Genomic DNA, 16,491 nt, shown 5'->3' with positions numbered 1-16,491 from the left:
CTTACTTACCCGCCTTTCCGACCTTGCGGCGGATGACTTCGCCCTCGTACTTGACGCCCTTGGCCTTGTACGGGTCGGGCTTGCGCAGCTTGCGGATGTTGGCCGCAACCTCGCCGACCTTCTGCTTGTCGATGCCCTCGACCGAGAAACGGGTCGGGGACTCCACCTTGAAGGTGATGCCCTCGGGGGCCTCGACCAGGATCGGGTGGCTGTAGCCGAGGGAGAACTCCAGGTTGGAGCCCTTCGCCACGACACGGTAACCGACACCGCTGATTTCGAGCTTCTTGACGTATCCCTGGGTCACACCGGTGATCATGTTCGCCACCAGCGTGCGGGACAGGCCGTGCAAGGCCTTGCTCTGCCGCTCGTCGTTGGGCCGGAGCACCTGAAGGGTGCCGTCCTCGGCCTTCGCGATGTCGATCGGCGCGATGACGGTGTGGGTCAGTTCGCCCTTGGGGCCCTTGACCGCGACCGTACGGCCGTCGATGGTGACGTCCACGCCGGCGGGAACCGGGATGGGGAGCTTGCCGATACGCGACATTGCTGTCTCTCCTCCGTTCCCGAATTACCAGACGTAGGCGAGGACTTCCCCACCCACGCCCTTCTTCTGCGCCTGCTTGTCGGTCAGGAGCCCGTGGGACGTGGAGATGATCGCCACGCCCAGACCGCCCAGAACCTTCGGCAGATTGGTGGACTTCGCGTACACCCGGAGACCGGGCTTCGAGATCCGCTTGATGCCCGCGATGGAGCGCTCACGGTTGGGGCCGAACTTCAGCTCCAGGACGAGGTTCTTGCCGACCTCGGCGTCCTCGACCTTCCAGCCCGTGATGAAGCCCTCCTGCTGGAGGATCTCCGCGATGTGCGACTTGATCTTGGACGCTGGCATCGTCACGGAGTCGTGGTACGCCGAGTTCGCGTTCCGCAGACGCGTCAGCATGTCTGCGATCGGATCAGTCATGGTCATGAATTGGCCTGTGGCCTCTCTCGCCGGGGTTTCCTGGTGCGCCATCCCTCTCCCCGATCCGAGACGGGACGGGTGCGGCGCGGTGGACCTACGGCGTAGTAAGTCGTAAGGGCGGCGGCAGACGCCCAACCCCACAAGCCTAAGGCATGTGGGCTGGGCGTCCTGCCGCCCCAGATGCTTACCGAGAGTCCTGCAAATCCCTTATTAGGGGGATTACCAGGAGCTCTTGGTCACGCCCGGCAGCTCGCCACGGTGAGCCATCTCACGAAGGCACACGCGGCAGAGGCCGAACTTGCGGTACACGGAGTGCGGGCGGCCGCAGCGCTGGCAGCGGGTGTAGCCACGCACACCGAACTTGGGCTTGCGAGCAGCCTTAGCGATCAGAGCCTTCTTCGCCATCTCGCTCACGCCTCCTTGAAGGGGAAGCCGAGGTGACGAAGGAGCGCGCGGCCCTCAGCGTCGTTGGTCGCCGTGGTCACCACGGTGATGTCCATACCCCGGGTGCGGTCGATCTTGTCCTGGTCGATCTCGTGGAACATGACCTGCTCCGTGAGACCGAAGGTGTAGTTGCCACGGCCGTCGAACTGCTTGGGGGACAGGCCGCGGAAGTCGCGGATGCGCGGCAGCGCGAGCGACAGGGTGCGGTCCAGGAACTCCCACATGCGGTCGCCACGGAGCGTGACGTGGGCACCGATCGGCTGGCCCTCACGCAGCTTGAACTGCGCGATGGACTTGCGAGCCTTGGTGACGGCCGGCTTCTGGCCGGTGATCGTGGTGAGGTCGCGGATGGCGCCCTCGATCAGCTTGGAGTCGCGGGCGGCGTCGCCCACACCCATGTTGACCACGATCTTGACGAGACCGGGGATCTGCATGACGTTCTCGTACTTGAACTCGTCACGCAGCTTGCCCGTGATCTCGTCGCGGTACTTCTGCTTCAGACGCGGAGTGGTGGTGGTAGCCATCAGATGTCCTCACCCGTCCGCTTGGCAACGCGGATCTTGTTGCCTTCGTCGTCGAAGCGGTAACCGACGCGGGTCACGACCTTGTTGCCGTCCTTCTCCACGACCAGCTGGACGTTGGAGACGTGGATCGGCGCCTCGGTGGTGACGATGCCGCCGGCCTGCGAACCGCGAGCCGTCGGACCGGCCTTGGTGTGCTTCTTGACCCGGTTGACACCCTCGACCAGGACACGGTCCTCACGGGGGAAGGCCGCGATGACCTTGCCCTGCTTGCCCTTGTCCTTACCGGTGATGACCTGGACCAGGTCGCCCTTCTTGATCTTCATGCTCACAGCACCTCCGGCGCGAGGGAGATGATCTTCATGAACTTCTTCTCGCGCAGCTCCCGGCCGACCGGGCCGAAGATACGGGTGCCACGAGGGTCGCCGTCGTTCTTGAGAATGACAGCGGCGTTCTCGTCGAAGCGGATGTACGAGCCGTCCGGACGGCGGCGCTCCTTGACGGTGCGAACGATGACCGCCTTGATGACGTCACCCTTCTTCACGTTGCCACCGGGGATCGCGTCCTTGACGGTGGCGACGATGACGTCACCGATACCCGCGTAGCGGCGACCGGAGCCGCCGAGCACACGGATGCAAAGGATCTCCTTCGCACCAGTGTTGTCGGCGACACGCAGTCGCGACTCCTGCTGGATCACGTCTATCTCCTGATTGTCTGCCGGTTCCCGGGGCGGCTGCGCAGCTGCACACCCGCCCCGAGCCTGGCGGAACGATGCCTAGGGGGTCCCCCTAGGAGGGATTACTTGGCCTTCTCGAGGATCTCGACGACGCGCCAGCGCTTGGTCGCGGACAGCGGCCGGGTCTCCATGAGGAGGACACGGTCGCCGACACCCGCGGCGTTCTGCTCGTCGTGGGCCTTGAGCTTGCTCGTACGGCGGATGACCTTGCCGTACAGCGCGTGCTTGACGCGGTCCTCGACGGCGACGACGACGGTCTTGTCCATCTTGTCGCTGACGACCAGACCCTCGCGGGTCTTGCGGAAACCGCGGTCCGTCTTGGTCTCTTCAGTCACGTTGCTCTCGCTCATCAGGCGCTCTCCACCGTCTCGATGCCCAGCTCGCGCTCACGCATCAGGGTGTAGATCCGCGCGATGTCCTTACGGACGGCCTTGAGCCGGCCGTGGTTCTCGAGCTGGCCCGTCGCCGCCTGGAAGCGGAGGTTGAACAGCTCTTCCTTGGCCTCGCGGAGCTTGTTGAGAAGCTCCTCGTTGCCCAGCTCGCGCAGCTCCGACGCCTTGGTACCGGCCGACATCACGCTTCACCTGCCTCGCGCTTGACGATCTTGCACTTCATCGGCAGCTTGTGAGCCGCACGGGTCAGGGCCTCGCGCGCGATCTTCTCGTTGGGGTACGACAGCTCGAACATGACGCGTCCGGGCTTGACGTTGGCGATCCACCACTCAGGAGAACCCTTACCGGAACCCATGCGGGTCTCGGCGGGCTTCTTGGTGAGGGGGCGGTCCGGGTAGATGTTGATCCAGACCTTGCCGCCACGCTTGATGTGGCGGGTCATGGCGATACGAGCGGCCTCGATCTGACGGTTCGTCACATACGCCGGGGTCAGCGCCTGGATGCCGTACTCGCCGAACGCGACCTGCGTGCCACCCTTGGCCATACCGTTGCGCTTCGGGTGGTGCTGCTTGCGGTGCTTGACCCTACGGGGGATCAGCATGTCGGTCAGGCCTCCGTTCCGGTGCTCTCAGCCGGAGCGGCGGCAGCGGGAGCCTCGGCCTTGGGGGCCTCGGCGCCGGCAGCCTGCTGCGGCTTGCGACCGCGCCCGCCACGCTCGCCACCACGGCCACCACGGGCCGGGCGGTCGGCGCCACCACGGGCCGGGCGGTTACCCGCACGGGCCGCAGCGTTCTCGGCGCGGACCTCGGCGATGTTCTTGACGTCGCCCTTGTAGATCCAGACCTTCACGCCGATGCGGCCGAAGGTCGTCTTGGCCTCGAAGAAGCCGTAGTCCACGTTCGCGCGGAGCGTGTGCAGGGGCACGCGGCCCTCGCGGTAGAACTCCGAGCGGGACATCTCGGCGCCACCGAGGCGGCCACCGCACTGGATCTTGATGCCCTTGGCGCCGGCCTTCATCGCCGACTGCATGCTCTTGCGCATGGCACGGCGGAAGGAGACGCGGGAGGAGAGCTGCTCGGCGACGGCCTGGGCAACCAGCTGAGCGTCGGTCTCGGGGTTCTTGACCTCGAGGATGTTCAGCTGGACCTGCTTGCCCGTGAGCTTCTCGAGGTCACCGCGGATGCGGTCGGCCTCGGCGCCACGGCGGCCGATGACGATGCCCGGACGAGCGGTGTGGATGTCCACACGCACACGGTCACGGGTGCGCTCGATCTCGACCTTGGAGATGCCGGCGCGCTCCATGCCGGACGTCATCATCCGACGGATGGCGACGTCTTCCTTGACGTAGTCCTTGTACAGCTTGTCGGCGTACCAACGCGACTTGAAGTCGGTCGTGACACCGAGCCGGAACCCGTGCGGGTTTACCTTCTGGCCCATTACCGGGTTCCTTCCTTGCTGCTGACGACCACGGTGATGTGGCTGGTCCGCTTGCGGATCCGGTAGGCACGGCCCTGGGCCCGCGGACGGAACCGCTTCAGGGTCGGGCCCTCGTCGACGTACGCCTCGGAGATGTAGAGGCTGTCGACATCGGTGTGGTCGTAGTTGTGCGCGGCGTTGGCGATGGCGCTGTCCAGCACCTTGCCGACCGGCACGCTCGCGGCCTGCGGGGCGAAACGCAGGACCGCCTGAGCCTCCGTGGCGTTGAGGCCACGGATGAGGTCCACCACGCGGCGGGCCTTCATGGGCGTGACGCGGATGTACCGCGCCTGGGCCCTGGCTTCCATGGTTGTCCTTCCAGTGTCTGTCATGGTCATTCCACCCCGCGCTTAGCGGCGCTTCGACTTCCGGTCGTCCTTGACGTGACCCCGGAAGGTGCGGGTCGGCGAGAACTCGCCGAGCTTGTGGCCGACCATCGACTCGGTGACGAACACCGGAATGTGGGTCTTGCCGTTGTGCACCGCGAGCGTGTGGCCGAGCATGGCCGGCACGATCATCGAGCGACGGGACCAGGTCTTGATGACGTTCTTGGTGCCGGCTTCGTTCTGGGCGTCCACCTTCTTGATCAGGTGGTCGTCGACGAAGGGCCCCTTCTTCAAGCTACGAGGCATCTCAACCCGTCCTTAGCGCTTCTTGTTCGTCTTGCGGCGGCGGACGATGTACTTGTTCGACGCCTTCTTGGGCGAACGAGTACGGCCTTCCTTCTTGCCCCAGGGGGACACCGGGTGACGACCACCCGAGGTACGGCCCTCGCCACCACCGTGCGGGTGGTCCACCGGGTTCATGACCACACCACGCACGGTCGGGCGAACGCCCAGCCAGCGCTTACGGCCCGCCTTACCCCAGTTGATGTTGCTCTGTTCGGCGTTGCCCACCTCGCCGACGGTGGCGCGGCAGCGCACGTCGACCAGGCGGATCTCACCGGACGGCATGCGCAGGTGGGCCATGGAGCCCTCCTTCGCGAGCAGCTGCACGGAGGCGCCGGCGGAGCGGGCGAACTTCGCGCCGCCGCCCGGACGCAGCTCGATGGCGTGCAGCGTGGTACCGACCGGGATGTTGCGCAGGGCAAGGTTGTTGCCCGGCTTGATGTCGGCCCCGGGACCGTTCTCGACGCGGTCACCCTGCTGCAGGTTGCGCGGGGCGAGGATGTAGCGCTTCTCGCCGTCGGCGTAGTGCAGCAGCGCGATGCGCGCGGTGCGGTTGGGGTCGTACTCGATGTGCGCGACCTTCGCCGGCACGCCGTCCTTGTCGTGACGACGGAAGTCGATCACGCGGTAGGCGCGCTTGTGGCCACCACCCTGGTGGCGGACGGTCACACGACCGGAGTTGTTACGGCCACCCTTGCTGTGCAGGGGGCGGACCAACGACTTCTCCGGCGTGGACCGCGTGACCTCGACGAAGTCGGCGACGCTCGAGCCACGACGGCCCGGCGTAGTCGGCTTGTACTTGCGGATTCCCATTTCTCAGTCCTCGTCCGATATCGGACGATCCGGACCGCCCTCAGGCGGTCGGACCGCCGAAGATGTCGATACGGTCGCCCTCAGCGAGGGTCACGATCGCGCGCTTGGTGCCGGCACGCTGACCGAAACCGGTCTTGGTGCGCTTGCGCTTGCCCTGGCGGTTGATCGTGTTGACCCCGGTGACCTTGACCGAGAAGACCGACTGCACGGCCTGCTTGATCTGGGTCTTGTTGGCGTTCGGGGCGACGATGAACGTGTACTTGCCCTCGTCGAGGAGCGCGTAGCTCTTCTCGGAGACGACCGGCTTGAGCAGCACGTCACGGGGGTCCGTGAAGGACTTGCTCAGCGGGGTCTCGACGGTGTTCTTGCCCTCGGCGGCGTGGCGGCGCGCCTTGGCGACGCGCGCGGCCTTGGCCTTCTTCGCCGCCTTGGAGGCGATTGCGGGGTGACGGATGGCCATCAGACCTCGCTCCCTTCGGTGTCATTGGCCTTCGGGCCGGACACGAAGGACTCGAAGGCGGCCTGGGTGAAGACCACGTCGTCCGAGACGAGAACGTCGTACGTGTTCAGCTGGCCCGGCTCCAGGATGTGGACCTGGGGCAGGTTGCGGGCGGACAGCCACGCGGCCTCGTCGGCGCGGTCGATGACCAGGAGCAGGTTCTTGCGCTCCGAGATCTTGCCGAACAGCGTCCGAGCGGCCTTCGTCGACGGGTTCTCACCCTCGATGACGCCGGAGACGACGTGGATGCGGTTGTGGCGGGCCCGGTCGGTGAGGGCGTGACGCAGCGCGGCAGCCTTCATCTTCTTGGGCGTCCGCTGCGAGTAGTCACGCGGCACGGGACCGTGCACGACGCCACCACCGGCGAACTGCGGCGCGCGGGTCGAACCCTGACGGGCGCGACCGGTGCCCTTCTGGCGGTACGGCTTCTTGCCGCCACCACGGACTTCACCGCGACGCTTGGTCTTGTGCGTGCCCTGGCGGGCAGCGGCGTTCTGCGCGACGACGACCTGGTGGATCAGCGGAATGCTGATCTTCTCCACGCCGAAGATCTCCGCGGGGAGCTCGACGCTACCGGTCTTCTCGCCTGCAGGCGAAAGGATGTCAACAGTGCTCATCGGTACCTCAGGCCCCCTTGGCCGCGGTGCGGACCAGGACGAGGCCGCCGTTCGGACCGGGAACCGCGCCCTTGATGAGCAGCAGACCCTTCTCCGCGTCAACGGCGTGGACGGTCAGGTTCTGGGTGGTGACCCGCTCGTTGCCCATGCGACCCGCCATGCGGAGGCCCTTGAACACACGGCCCGGGGTGGCGCAGCCACCGATGGAACCGGGGGAGCGGTGCTTGCGCTGGGTGCCGTGTCCGGCGCCGAGGCCCTTGAAGTTGTGACGCTTCATGACACCGGCGAAGCCCTTGCCCTTGCTCTTGCCGGTCACGTCGACCTTGATGCCGGCCTCGAACACCTCAGCGGTGATCTCCTGGCCGAGGGTGTACTCGCTGGCGTCAGCTGTACGGATCTCGACGAGGTGGCGGCGGGGAGTGACGTCGGCCTTGGCGAAGTGGCCCTTGAGGGGCTTGTTCACCTTGCGCGGGTCGATCTCGCCGAACGCGATCTGGACGGACTCGTAGCCGTCGGTGTCGTTCGTGCGGACCTGGGTGACGACGTTGGGGCCGGCCTTGACGACGGTGACCGGAACAACACGGTTGTTCGCGTCCCACACCTGCGTCATGCCGAGCTTCTCGCCCAGGATGCCCTTGATCTGCTTAGCCATTCTCAGATCACCAGCCCTCAGAGCTTGATCTCGATGTCGACACCGGCCGGGAGGTCGAGTCGCATCAGAGAGTCAACGGTCTTGGGGGTCGGGTCGAGGATGTCGATCAGGCGCTTGTGCGTGCGCATCTCGAAGTGCTCGCGCGAGTCCTTGTACTTGTGCGGCGACTTGATGACGCAGTACACGTTCTTCTCAGTGGGCAGCGGCACCGGGCCTGCGACCGACGCACCAGTGCGCGTCACCGTCTCGACGATCTTCTTCGCCGAAGAGTCGATGACCTCGTGGTCGTAGGCCTTGAGCCGGATGCGGATCTTCTGTCCCGCCATGGCTACTAGTAGTCCTGTCTCTCGTAACGCTCTGGAACCCGGCGTTCCAGCCCTTCTCTCCGACCCACGCGGTCGGGCGTGTCGCTCTTCCGCTGACACAGATGCCCCTTGTTCGAACATCCCTGCAGGGATTGCGCACGGCCCTTCCGGAACCGCAGACCGGGACCTAGAAGGCCACCGGGTGCCTGGCCGGTGCCGCACTGACACTTCCCGGAAGATTCCCGTACGTCCGCCCCAGCGCTGCCGTGGTGGCAGTTAGGGCGACGAGTACTGTGGGACTCGCTTCCGGTCCCCCCGGCGGGAGGCGCGCAGCATCAACACTCGACCGAGCAACTCGGACAGTCTGCCATATGGGGCAGGGCCGACGCCAATCGAGCCGAGGAGAATACCCCGGGGGTGACGTAGGTCAAACGGGGGCTCGCGCCCCGGGCCCGTGTGCGGCATCCCGCTCGGCCCCGCAGCCGGGTTTTTCTGTCGGCGCCGTCGCCGCAGGGCCTTCCAGCCGTCACTGACCGCGTAGGCGGCCTCCAGCCGCCAGGTCTCCAGCTTGTCCTGGACCGCCGACACGACCGTCCACCCCTTGAGCCACAGCGGCAGCTTCCGGAACGGCACGTAGTCGAGGGTGTCGTCGATGGCGTTCACGGCCGGGCTCTGAGAACGGCCCGCGGCGTCGAGGCACAGCCGTGCTCCTCCCAGCGGTCACACCACGCCCTACCGCCCTCTCCTACCAGCCGTCGTTCAGTAGGACGCCGTCGGCTGGATTCTGCTCGTGAGCTTCTGCAAGGCCTCGTCGGGTGTGGGAGCCAGCAGCCAGACGCTGTCCATGCCGGCATAGACCGAGCCGTCCTCCGCCATGGCCAGATACTGATTCCCGCGGTCGCGCATGCCGATCGGGTACAGGTCGGCACCCGCCTGCTCGGCGAGATCGTCGATGATCTCCGCGTCCCAGACGGCGAGCAGCGGGTCCAGTGAGAACTCCATCCACGGCATCGAGTCCCACGGCTCACGGTAGGGAACGCCTACGGCGCCGAACTCCCCCAGGAAACGCCGTGCCGCGTCGTGCATCTCGAACTCGCCGGTCTGCAGAAGGATGCTTTCCCACGTCTCCGTGGGAACGGACCTGCCCGGGAACCAGCCGCCGGCACGCAGTACCCGGTCGGTCTCCTCCGGCCAGCGGGACCCGGCGTCCGGACCGGTACCCACCGTATGCAGTCGACTCCAGAAAGGAGCTTCGGCCGTCGGAACGCCGGGCCTCCAGAGAGCGGACCGGGCGCCCTGGGTCTCGACCAGCCGGACCAGCGCCCCGTCGGTGGTCGGGGCAAGGGGTTCCACACGGTCTCCCCTCACGAGGTGAAGGGCTCCGTCCTCGGTCATGCCCAGGAAACTGGCGCCCTCGTCCGCCGTGCCTACGGGGTAGAGGAGCGCTCCCGCTTCCCGGCCGGCCCTCGCGAAGTGCTCGTCCTGCCACTGGGCGCGGAGGGGATCGAACCGGATGGCGGACGACGTGGTGATCGAATCGGCGGGCCAGCCGTAGGTCACCAGCCCGCCGAATTCGCGGAGGAACCGGCGTGCCGCGTCGTGGGCCACAAAGGCTCCACGCTCGTTCAGGACCGACTCCCAGGTGACGGTCGGTACCGAGCGCCCAGGACGCCAGCCCGCGCGGCGCAGCACGTCTTCGGTCTGCGGGGACCAGTCCCGCGTGTAGCCGTCGCTCACTTACAACACCGTCCGAACGCCTAGTTCCTCAAGAACATGCCTGCACGACGGGCAGGCCGGCTTGGGTTGGCCGTGAACCGGATTGCCCGGCGCGCGAACCTCCACTGCCGCCATCACCCCGCCTCGGGGGTCGACCCCCGCCCTCATGGCGTGCGAAAGGGCCTCGGCCTCGCCGCACCTCGAATGCGCGCCACCGACCTGCTCCCTGATGTGGTCCGGGACCCGATCATAAGCAGCCTGCACGTCAGGGTGGAGGTTGTGGCTTCCCCCACCCTTGATGCTGGCGCCGTGGAAAGGCGTCTCGTGCCCTGGAACCGACAGTCCCGCAGCACTCGTGGGCCTGGTCTTCTTGCTTGCTCCCGGCCGCTGCTGTTCCACGTCCGCCCGACGCTCGGCGGCACTGCGGGCCGCATCCTCACAGGAAGGTGCGAGGCCGAAGGGGTCGACGGCCGTGAACGGGTTGGCCACGTAGGTCCGCGGATTCGGCCCGGGAGACAGACCGAGCGGATCCAGGGACGCATACCGTCCCGTCTCCGGGTCGTAATGGCGTTGGTAGTTGTAATGGAGTGCCGTCTCGGGGTCGTCGTACTGCCCAGGGAAGCGCAGCGGGCAGTACGCACCGTCCGGACCCGCGGATCGAAGTGGCGCCCCCCACGCCGTGGTCCGCGCCTGCCAGGCCACTTCCCCGGGTTCCGTGACCATCTCGGTGGGGGTCCCGACCAGGTCCGTGACGATGGAGTAGAACTCGTGGTCGATCCACTCCTGCGACACGTCCGGCGACGCCACTCGCTCGATCTGTGTGATCGGGCTGAAGCGATCCTGCTCCCAATCCCACACAGTGCACCGGGGGGCCTCGTCGACGGACCTGGTGACCTGTTCGGCCAGCACGAAGCCGTCCCAGACGAACCTGGTCTCCTCCACCACCGTCTCGCCGTCCGGACCGAGCCGCCGTTTGGCTATGCGGCGGCCGTACGGGTCGTACGCGTAAGTCCACTCCGTTCCGTCCGGGGTGATGACAGCGACCAGACGGTCCTGACTGTCCCAGGTGTAGCGCCATACGTCGGGTTTCCGGGACAACCGCTTCTTCCGCCGGACGACGACCCGGCCTTGGTCGTCGTACTCATAGCCGATGTCCCCGACCCGCCGGAGCGGTACGTGCCCTCCCGGCGGTACCACGCGGGCGGGCGACGCGGGTTGCCACTCCCCCTCAGCGAGGTTGCCGGCCGCGTCGTACGCGTAGCGTTCCGACCAGTCCGCCGACCGCACAGCGGCGACTCGGCCGTGACCGTCGATATCGACGACGCGGTCACCCTGCAGCATGTCGGTGATCGCGGCGACCGTTCCGTCAGGCCGGTAACGGTAAGCGCGGTGCTGGAGAGGCTCGGGTTCCTCCACCGGAACAGGCCCGTTCACCGGACCGGCAGCAGCCAGGGTCTGAGAGCTCAGCCTGCCGACCGCGTCCCAGGTCTGGCTCAGCGTGACCCCGCCCACGCGCCGTTCGGTCTCACGCCCCGCCTGGTCGTAGGCGAACGCGACGGTTCGTCCGGCCGTCCTCAGCAGTACGGGCCGGTCCCGCCCGTCGTACTCCCACATGCTCACCGCGTTCGACGGGGTCACGCGGCTCACGCGCCTGCCCAGTACGTCGTAGGCCGAGCGCACGGTGGCTCCGTTGCAGGTCTCCGCCAGGATCCGGCCCCGGGCATCACGCTCGTAGGTCAGTTCCGCCCCGGGACCGACCACTCGGCGCACCTGCCCGCGGGCGTCGTACTCGTAGCGTGTGACGCCCTCGGCTGTACGTTGCTCCGTCACCTTGCCGAGGTCGTCGCGGACATACTCGATGGACTGGCCCGCGCCGTTGGTCTGACCGATAAGACGCCCGATTGCGTCGAAGCGGTAGGACTGGACCCGGCCGCCGAAATCCCGCTCCCGGACCAGACGGCCCGCCTCGTCGTAGAAGTACTCCCAAGCCAAGGCTTGCTGGTTGGTCACGGAGGTGACGCGCAGTTCGCCGTCGTAGGCGAACCGCACCTGCGAGCCGTCGGGGTCCGTGCGCGCCAGGAGCAGGTCGAAGCCGCCGTACTCGAAGCGAGTCACCCGGCCCTGTGCGTCGACGTGCTCAACGAGGTTGCCCTCAGCGTCGTAGCGGCGTCGTTCCGTGCTGCCGTCGGGCAGGTCGAGCGCGAGCTGACGACCTTCCGGGCTCCAGCTCATCCTCGTGACGGACCCGTCGGGGCCCACCTGAGCGACCACCCTTCCGAACGCATCACGGCTGTACCGTGTGATGCCGCCCTCGGCATCCGTGGCCGTAAGGGGCAGCCCCGCTGCGTCAGGCTCCAGAACAGCGAGACGACCGAGCGCGTCAGTGATTTCGGTGAGTGCGCCGTCGGCCCGGTACCGGTAGCTGACTCGGGCTCCCGCGGGATCGGTCTCGGCGATCAGATTGCCGTGCTCGTCGTACTCCAGGTGCCATGTGTGACCATCGGCTTGGACCACGGCGACGGGTTGCCCCCACGCATTGTTCTCGGCCGTCTCCTGGCTGCCGTCGGGCCGGGTGACGGCGGTTGGGGCACCCGTTCCGTCGTACGTGTAGCGGGTTGTACGGCCGCATGCGTCCGTCCGTGTGAGCAGCCGGTCGTACCGGTCCCACTCGGAGCGGGTGGTGTGCCCCAGAGGGTCCGTCACGGCGACGATCTGGTACAGCTCGTTCCAGCGATATGTCGTCGTGTTGCCCGACGCGTCGGTGTAGCGGGTCTCACGGTTGTCGGTGCTGTAGGCAATGGTGCACCGCAGGAGGCCGTCGGTGCCCTCACCGGCTACGCAGCGGTCCTGGTCGTCGTAAGTGAAGCGGTACCAGTAGCCATTGCGATCGGTCCAGGAGGTGATGCGGGAATGATCGTCATACGTGAGCTTCAGCGGGAGACCGCTTGAGTCACGGATCTCGGTGAGATCACCTTCGGGGTTGTAGTCGAAGCGCCTGAGCAACGTGCCCTCGGAGCCGGCCTCCGGATCGCGCAGCCTCAGCGCCGTGACCCGCCCGTTCTCCGTGTCCACGTGAACGTGTCGGCCTCCGGAGTCTCGCACGGCGACCGGCGTGCCGTCGGCGCTGCGGTCGATGTCGATCCGGTAGCCATTGCGGTCGGTCAGGGCGACGAGGAGGAGAGAGAACGCCTCGTCGCCGGCGACAGGCCGCCGTGGGGCGGCGAAATGACGGGTGACTGCCGTGAGTGGATCCGTAATGGTGACCGGCGCCCCGGGGCCGCCGTCCCAGTGCATCGGCCGGCGCGGCCCTTCCTGCGGCATCACCGAAGCGCCGGGCTCGGGCACCGGATAGAGGAGGATCATTCCGTCCTCAGTGGCATAGACGGCGCCTCGGTCGTCCAGCTCCAGACGTTCGTCCAGGGTCGAAGCCCAGGACGGGCCGAAGGAACGCCCGGCCCGGTAGGACGACAAGTGAGTACGCCGCAGGATCAAGGGCAGCAGCCCGGAGAGCTCGACATCAGTCTCGGCCATGTACATCTCGCCGGAGACCATGTCGATCGGGTCGCCGTTCAGGCACCGCCCCTTACCGGGCTTGGCGCTGGCTACGGCGTCATCGACTTCCCCTCGGAGCCCCTTCTTCCCGAGCCCCTTCGCCATGGCCTTGAGTCCGCCCTTGCCCAGGGCCTTCATCCCCTTGGCCAGTCCACCCAGGGTCGTCAGGCCCTTCATGCCCGGTATGCAGTCCAGCGCCGCGAGGCCCACATCCCATAGGGACGCCCGCCCCTTGGAGTATTTGTAGAGCGTGTCGGCGAGCACCACCGCGGCCGCGATCAGCACGATCGCGCCCAGGATCGGCCCCCCGATGATCATCGCCACGATCCCGACGACCGCCACGACGACCTTGCAGACCGCGACGATGGTGTCCCAGTTGTCGACGAACCAGTCGCCGACGTCCTCCCACCACGACCGGTTCTGAATACCGGCGTCCGAGGCCTCGTCGATCTTCGACTTGGCCTCTCGGGCGGCCTCGTCGCGCATCTTGCGCGCGTCCTCGGCCATCTTCTTGGCGGCGGCGAGCGCGTCCTGCGCGTCGGAGACATCCGACTGGGCCTTGGACTGGGCCGACTTGGCGTGCTGCACGTCCCGGGTCGCGGCCCGCACCTTGGCCTCGTCCGGCTTGTCGGCGTCGGACTTGCTGCCGGTCGGGTCGTCCTTGTACTTGTCGGCCTCCTTGCCGGCCCGTGTCACCCACGAGTCGGCCGACGCCAGGCGGGACTGGGCCGAGGAGAGGCTGTCCCGGGCCTCACGCCCCTTGCGCAGAGCCTTGTCCGCCAGCGACTGCGCCCGCTCCAGCTTCGGCCAGAAGTCCGCCAGTGCGTCACCGCACATCTCATAGGACTTCTTCAGCTTCTTGAGGTTCTTCGGGACATCCGCGAAGTCCTCCTTGAACACGTCCGCGGACTTGCCCGCCCACTCCAGGAGCGTGCCCTCACCCGCCATGCCCTTGACCAGACGCAGCGCGTCGGAGACATCGTCGGCGAAGTCGTGCAGGTGCTTCGCGAGTGTGCGCACCCGCTGCGGGTCACCCGGCGTCGGATCCTTGTCCAGATCCAGGACATGCCAGTCCGAAGGCCTGTGCCCCGCCATACCGCAACCCCCGTCACGTGCACATCCACTGCAACAACCGTATGCACACGTGAACTTACAAGGCACAGCAGTTCGATGGAAAGGCGGGATTCGTAGCGCGGACTGCGGTGGCCGACGTCAGGAGCGCCCGCGTACGGCCCGCCGGGCATCCTCGACGGCGTACGCGCACCGCAGCCACCAGGATTGCAGTTTGTCCCGCACCGCCACATACACCCACCGCCGCTTGAACCACGGCGGCAGCTTCCGGAACGGCACGAAGGTGAGGGTGTCCCTGTTGGGGTGCTCGGCGATGCCGCCGGGCCCCTCCGCACGCAGGGCCGCGTACAGCTCCGGACTCAACTCCCCGTTCAGACGGGCGGCGTGGCCAACCGCCGTGAAGGCGAACCCCCGCTGTCCGGCGTCCGGCAACCGCATCGCCATGACGATCCGCGGAGACACCTCCGCCAGCGAGCAGTGCAACGCCAGGCCGATCACCGCCGTCCCGAGACCCGCCTCACCACGTTCGAACGCGGCGTCCCATTCCTCGGGGTCATCCAGCCTCAGCTGGCCCTCACCGCTCCCCCAGTCCCCCTCCACGGGGCATCAGCCCGTGAACCGGAACGTCGACGTGATCGCGTCGAAGATGTCGAAGAAGGAGTCCGCGAGGTCGAGGACCTGGCTGCTTCCGGCGACCAGGGCCACCTTGCCCTCCTGGCCGGGCACCGGGATGTACGTCTGCATCAGCACGGCGCGGACGGTCCGGTCGAGCGCGTCACCGGGAACGGCGATGTCCTCGATGCCGTGCGTGCGCGCGGCCGGGCCGACTCCGGGGATGTCGACGGTCGTGACCTTCCGCCAGGAGTCGCCCTCCCTCTTGGCCTCCTTGACCGCGAGCTGGCTCGCGATGACGGCGGGGTCGTTCGACAAAGGCTCGCCGCGCTCGTTGCGGCCGCCGACGAGGGAGACGGTCACCGAACCCGTGATCGGCGTGTCCCCGCCGAAGCTCTCCGCCATGCAGCCGCAGTACATCGCGCCCGACTTCCAGGCATCCGCGGCGGCCTTCCGGAGGAAGTCGACGTACGCGTCCCGGTACTGCTCCAGCTCCGGGCGCTGCCGCACGCGCTCGCTCACCATCCGCCGGATCGAGTCGTCCCGCGACTCCGGCCGTACGTCGAACTCCCACCAGGACTCCGGCACCTTGATCCGGAAACCGCCCCGCTCGACGGTCAGTGTCTCCATGTAGCGGGCCATGACGCCGGTCTCCCCGTTCGCTCGATCACGTGTGCGCACATCGTGCCACTACTCCTCCAGCGTCCAGAACGGTGAGTCCTTCACAGGTGCCGGGCGGACGGGATGGGTGCCGAAGTCGATGTCCGCGTCGGCGGTCGGGTCTCCGACGGGAAGACGGTCCCGGTGGTCCCGGCTGTAGTAGGTCCCGTAGGCCCAGTACTCCGGGAGCTCGTGGCCCATGAGGCCCACACCGAAAGCAACCGACTCCCGCGTCCCGTACACGGCGTTGATCCTGGCGACCGCCTCCGCCCGGCGGATACCGACGCGTTCCACCAGGACGTCCACCATCTCCCGGAAGTACACGAGCATCTCGTCGTCGAGGGGCATGACGAACTCCGTGCCTGTCGTGCCGGCCGTGGGGCACGCCCCGAATTCCACGAGCCACCGCAGGCGCCTGACCTCTGCCACGAGCTGTGGTACCGCCTGTCTGGCCATGGCGATGAACACGGCGTTCTGGTCCCAGAGTCCGTCGGCGCAGTCGACGTAGCGAGGGTGCTGGACGAGGGTGGCCGCGATCAGTTCCCCGTGGTCGAAGTCGGGCCATCGCTCGGCCCGGTCCGTGCCCTGCATCGTGCTGACCGCCACCAGGTTCATGGCGTGGTCGTCGTCGAGGTTCCTGACGAACCAGGGCCCCGGGGTGGCGGCCTCGCACACTTCCTCGATGGCGTCCAGGTCCAGCTCGTCGCGGGCGGGGTCCGAAGTCATGCCCCCAGTGTCACCGCCCTGGGACGGACTCGATTTGCGGGGGCTGCCCCCACCTCCGTCCACCGGCCCACCG

General features: G+C 67.3%; 23 protein-coding genes. All 23 read right to left on the bottom strand.

All coding sequences use genetic code 11. The annotated features are described in order from the left end of the window. Position 1 precedes the first annotated feature (1 nt). Complete coding sequence (rplF, locus tag ACIQHQ_RS24740; RefSeq protein WP_003992368.1) at positions 2–541, bottom strand: 50S ribosomal protein L6; 540 nt, start codon at positions 539–541, stop codon at positions 2–4. Between the two features lie 24 nt (positions 542–565). Then, the gene (gene rpsH, locus ACIQHQ_RS24735) at positions 566–964 is read right to left on the bottom strand and encodes a 30S ribosomal protein S8 (protein WP_030839654.1); all 399 of its coding nucleotides are present in this window, start codon (positions 962–964) and stop codon (positions 566–568) included. A gap of 213 nt (positions 965–1,177) precedes the next feature. Next, on the bottom strand, positions 1,178–1,363 hold the full coding sequence (locus ACIQHQ_RS24730; RefSeq protein ID WP_003948630.1) for a type Z 30S ribosomal protein S14: 186 nt from the start codon (positions 1,361–1,363) through the stop codon (positions 1,178–1,180). 5 nt (positions 1,364–1,368) lie between these two features. Further along, entirely contained in the window at positions 1,369–1,926 is a 558-nt protein-coding gene (rplE, locus tag ACIQHQ_RS24725) for a 50S ribosomal protein L5 (RefSeq protein ID WP_283973836.1), read from the bottom strand. Further along, on the bottom strand, positions 1,926–2,249 hold the full coding sequence (gene rplX, locus ACIQHQ_RS24720) for a 50S ribosomal protein L24 (protein ID WP_003992365.1): 324 nt from the start codon (positions 2,247–2,249) through the stop codon (positions 1,926–1,928). The genes rplE and rplX overlap by 1 nt, the downstream gene beginning before the upstream one ends. A gap of 2 nt (positions 2,250–2,251) precedes the next feature. Continuing rightward, entirely contained in the window at positions 2,252–2,620 is a 369-nt protein-coding gene (gene rplN / locus ACIQHQ_RS24715; protein ID WP_003992364.1) for a 50S ribosomal protein L14, read from the bottom strand. A gap of 101 nt (positions 2,621–2,721) precedes the next feature. Beyond that, a complete protein-coding gene (rpsQ, locus tag ACIQHQ_RS24710) occupies positions 2,722–3,009 on the bottom strand; it encodes a 30S ribosomal protein S17 (protein WP_030839660.1) in 288 nt (95 codons plus the stop codon). After that, the gene (gene rpmC, locus ACIQHQ_RS24705; protein ID WP_010036720.1) at positions 3,009–3,233 is read right to left on the bottom strand and encodes a 50S ribosomal protein L29; all 225 of its coding nucleotides are present in this window, start codon (positions 3,231–3,233) and stop codon (positions 3,009–3,011) included. The genes rpsQ and rpmC overlap by 1 nt, the downstream gene beginning before the upstream one ends. After that, positions 3,233–3,652 (bottom strand): 50S ribosomal protein L16, encoded by a 420-nt coding sequence (gene rplP, locus ACIQHQ_RS24700; protein ID WP_062928590.1) that lies wholly within the window; start codon positions 3,650–3,652, stop codon positions 3,233–3,235. Before rplP ends, rpmC begins: the two co-directional genes overlap by 1 nt. A 5-nt stretch (positions 3,653–3,657) precedes the next feature. After that, complete coding sequence (rpsC, locus tag ACIQHQ_RS24695; protein WP_030317320.1) at positions 3,658–4,488, bottom strand: 30S ribosomal protein S3; 831 nt, start codon at positions 4,486–4,488, stop codon at positions 3,658–3,660. Continuing rightward, the gene (gene rplV, locus ACIQHQ_RS24690) at positions 4,488–4,835 is read right to left on the bottom strand and encodes a 50S ribosomal protein L22 (protein WP_010036727.1); all 348 of its coding nucleotides are present in this window, start codon (positions 4,833–4,835) and stop codon (positions 4,488–4,490) included. The genes rpsC and rplV overlap by 1 nt, the downstream gene beginning before the upstream one ends. Before the next feature lie 42 nt (positions 4,836–4,877). Then, complete coding sequence (gene rpsS / locus ACIQHQ_RS24685; RefSeq protein WP_003992359.1) at positions 4,878–5,159, bottom strand: 30S ribosomal protein S19; 282 nt, start codon at positions 5,157–5,159, stop codon at positions 4,878–4,880. Between the two features lie 12 nt (positions 5,160–5,171). Then, positions 5,172–6,008, bottom strand: a complete 837-nt coding sequence (rplB, locus tag ACIQHQ_RS24680) for a 50S ribosomal protein L2 (RefSeq protein WP_145867745.1) — start codon at positions 6,006–6,008, stop codon at positions 5,172–5,174. A 40-nt stretch (positions 6,009–6,048) separates the two neighbouring features. Then, the gene (gene rplW / locus ACIQHQ_RS24675; protein WP_402615097.1) at positions 6,049–6,468 is read right to left on the bottom strand and encodes a 50S ribosomal protein L23; all 420 of its coding nucleotides are present in this window, start codon (positions 6,466–6,468) and stop codon (positions 6,049–6,051) included. Then, positions 6,468–7,124: a 50S ribosomal protein L4 gene (gene rplD / locus ACIQHQ_RS24670; protein ID WP_402615095.1), complete on the bottom strand. Its 657-nt coding sequence runs from the start codon at positions 7,122–7,124 to the stop codon at positions 6,468–6,470. Before rplD ends, rplW begins: the two co-directional genes overlap by 1 nt. 7 nt (positions 7,125–7,131) lie before the next feature. Further along, a complete protein-coding gene (gene rplC / locus ACIQHQ_RS24665; RefSeq protein ID WP_102909540.1) occupies positions 7,132–7,776 on the bottom strand; it encodes a 50S ribosomal protein L3 in 645 nt (214 codons plus the stop codon). A 17-nt stretch (positions 7,777–7,793) separates the two neighbouring features. Beyond that, on the bottom strand, positions 7,794–8,102 hold the full coding sequence (rpsJ, locus tag ACIQHQ_RS24660) for a 30S ribosomal protein S10 (RefSeq protein ID WP_003948644.1): 309 nt from the start codon (positions 8,100–8,102) through the stop codon (positions 7,794–7,796). Between the two features lie 255 nt (positions 8,103–8,357). Further along, complete coding sequence (locus ACIQHQ_RS24655) at positions 8,358–8,744, bottom strand: hypothetical protein (protein WP_402615092.1); 387 nt, start codon at positions 8,742–8,744, stop codon at positions 8,358–8,360. 96 nt (positions 8,745–8,840) lie between these two features. Further along, on the bottom strand, positions 8,841–9,818 hold the full coding sequence (locus tag ACIQHQ_RS24650) for an SUKH-3 domain-containing protein (RefSeq protein WP_402615089.1): 978 nt from the start codon (positions 9,816–9,818) through the stop codon (positions 8,841–8,843). Further along, on the bottom strand, positions 9,819–14,510 hold the full coding sequence (locus tag ACIQHQ_RS24645; protein ID WP_402615086.1) for a DUF6531 domain-containing protein: 4,692 nt from the start codon (positions 14,508–14,510) through the stop codon (positions 9,819–9,821). It abuts the gene before it with no gap. Positions 14,511–14,561: 51 nt separating this feature from the next. Next, the gene (locus ACIQHQ_RS24640; protein ID WP_402615083.1) at positions 14,562–15,020 is read right to left on the bottom strand and encodes a hypothetical protein; all 459 of its coding nucleotides are present in this window, start codon (positions 15,018–15,020) and stop codon (positions 14,562–14,564) included. A 6-nt stretch (positions 15,021–15,026) separates the two neighbouring features. Next, positions 15,027–15,674 carry a hypothetical protein gene (locus ACIQHQ_RS24635; protein WP_402615080.1) on the bottom strand — a complete coding sequence of 216 codons (648 nt, stop codon included), beginning with the start codon at positions 15,672–15,674 and terminating at the stop codon, positions 15,027–15,029. A gap of 48 nt (positions 15,675–15,722) precedes the next feature. Then, on the bottom strand, positions 15,723–16,418 hold the full coding sequence (locus ACIQHQ_RS24630) for a hypothetical protein (protein ID WP_402615077.1): 696 nt from the start codon (positions 16,416–16,418) through the stop codon (positions 15,723–15,725). Positions 16,419–16,491 lie beyond the last annotated feature (73 nt).

The organism is Streptomyces sp. NPDC092370, from assembly GCF_044755265.1.
In the GTDB taxonomy this organism is placed as follows: domain Bacteria; phylum Actinomycetota; class Actinomycetes; order Streptomycetales; family Streptomycetaceae; genus Streptomyces.
The sequence above is the reverse complement of the archived record's forward strand: the minus strand, read 5'-3'. Positions and strand labels throughout refer to the sequence as shown.